At 70.8% G+C, this 2,113-nt stretch carries 2 protein-coding genes; one reads left to right on the forward strand and one right to left on the reverse strand.

All coding sequences use genetic code 11. The annotated features are described in order from the left end of the window. The coding region (locus G6W55_RS37430) for a bifunctional (p)ppGpp synthetase/guanosine-3',5'-bis(diphosphate) 3'-pyrophosphohydrolase (protein WP_175525039.1) at positions 1–1,345 on the forward strand (1,345 nt) is incomplete at its 5' end. Between the two features lie 80 nt (positions 1,346–1,425). Here the strand turns inward: G6W55_RS37430 and G6W55_RS37435 are convergent. Further along, positions 1,426–2,113: DUF349 domain-containing protein (locus G6W55_RS37435; protein WP_175525040.1), on the reverse strand; the 688-nt coding region annotated here is incomplete at its 5' end.

Genomic DNA, 2,113 nt, shown 5'->3' on the forward strand with positions numbered 1-2,113 from the left:
CGCGATGCCCAAGTTCAACATGTACCAGTCGCTGCACACGACGGTCATCGGACCCAACGGCAAGCCCGTCGAACTCCAGATCCGCACGTTCGACATGCACCGCCGCGCCGAGTACGGCATCGCCGCGCACTGGAAGTACAAGCAGGAGGCCGTGGCCGGCGCCTCCAAGGTCCGCACCGACGTGCCGAAGGCCGGCAAGGGCAAGGACGACCACCTCAACGACATGGCGTGGCTGCGCCAGCTCCTCGACTGGCAGAAGGAGACCGAGGACCCCGGCGAGTTCCTGGAGTCCCTGCGCTTCGACCTCTCCCGCAACGAGGTCTTCGTCTTCACCCCGAAGGGTGACGTCATCGCGCTCCCGGCCGGTGCCACCCCGGTGGACTTCGCCTACGCCGTCCACACCGAGGTCGGCCACCGCACGATAGGAGCACGGGTCAACGGCCGGCTCGTCCCCCTGGAGTCGACGCTCGACAACGGCGACCTGGTGGAGGTCTTCACCTCCAAGGCGGCCGGCGCGGGCCCCTCCCGGGACTGGCTCGGGTTCGTCAAGTCGCCCCGCGCCCGCAACAAGATCCGCGCCTGGTTCTCCAAGGAGCGCCGCGACGAGGCGATCGAACAGGGCAAGGACGCCATCGCCCGCGCGATGCGCAAGCAGAACCTGCCGATCCAGCGCATCCTCACCGGCGACTCCCTGGTCACCCTGGCGCACGAGATGCGTTACCCGGACATCTCCTCGCTGTACGCGGCGATCGGCGAGGGCCATGTGGCCGCGCAGAACGTCGTACAGAAGCTGGTGCAGGCGCTCGGCGGGGAGGAGGCGGCCAGCGAGGAGATCGACGAGGCCGTCCCGTCCCGCAGCCGCAGCCGCAAGCGGCGCAGCAACCAGGACCCCGGTGTCGTGGTCAAGGGCGTCGACGACGTCTGGGTCAAGCTGGCCCGCTGCTGCACGCCCGTCCCCGGCGACCCGATCATCGGGTTCGTCACCCGCGGCAGCGGCGTATCGGTTCACCGCAGCGACTGCGTCAACGTGGAGTCACTGTCCCGGGAGCCCGAGCGGATCCTGGAGGTCGAGTGGGCGCCCACCCAGTCCTCGGTCTTCCTGGTCGCCATCCAGGTCGAGGCGCTGGACCGCTCCCGGCTGCTCTCGGACGTCACCCGCGTCCTGTCCGACCAGCACGTCAACATCCTCTCCGCGGCCGTCCAGACCTCCCGCGACCGGGTGGCCACCTCCCGCTTCACCTTCGAGATGGGCGACCCCAAGCACCTGGGCCACGTCCTGAAGGCCGTACGGGGCGTGGAGGGCGTCTACGACGTCTACCGGGTGACCTCGGCCCGCAGGCCGTAGGACAGGCGGCGAGAACGCCGAGAGGCCCCCGTACGCGATGTACGGGGGCCTCTCGTGTGTCTGCTCGCGTCGGCGGGACTTCAGCCGCCGAACTCCTGGAGACCCTTCAGCGCCTGGTCCAGCAGGGCCTGACGGCCCTCCAGCTCACGCTCCAGCTTGTCGGCACGGGCCGAGTTGCCCTGCGCGCGGGCCTGCTCGATCTGCGCCCCCAGCTTGTCCACGGCGGCCTGGAGCTGACCGGTGAGACCCACGGCACGCGCGCGTGCCTCCGGGTTCGTCCGGCGCCACTCGGCCTCCTCGGCCTCCTGGAGCGCCCGCTCCACGGTGTGCATCCGGCCCTCGACCTTCGGCCGGGCGTCCCGCGGGACATGGCCGATGGCCTCCCAGCGCTCGTTGATCGTGCGGAACGCGGCCCGCGCCGACTTCAGATCGCCGATCGGCAGGAGCTTCTCGGCCTCCTCGGCCAGCTCCTCCTTGAGCTTCAGGTTCTCCGTCTGCTCCGCGTCCCGCTCGGCGAAGACCGAGCTGCGCGCGGCGAAGAACACGTCCTGGGCGCCGCGGAAGCGGTTCCACAGGTCGTCCTCGTGCTCGCGCTGGGCGCGGCCCGCGGCCTTCCAGTCCGCCATCAGCTCGCGGTACCGGGCCGCCGTCGGACCCCAGTCCGTCGAACCGGACAGCGCCTCGGCCTCCGCGACCAGCCGCTCCTTCGTCCGGCGGGCCTCCTCGCGCTGCGCGTCGAGCTGCGCGAAGTGGGCCTTGCGGCGCTTG

The organism is Streptomyces sp. CAI-85, from assembly GCF_013363615.1.
Lineage (GTDB): Bacteria > Actinomycetota > Actinomycetes > Streptomycetales > Streptomycetaceae > Streptomyces > Streptomyces antibioticus_B.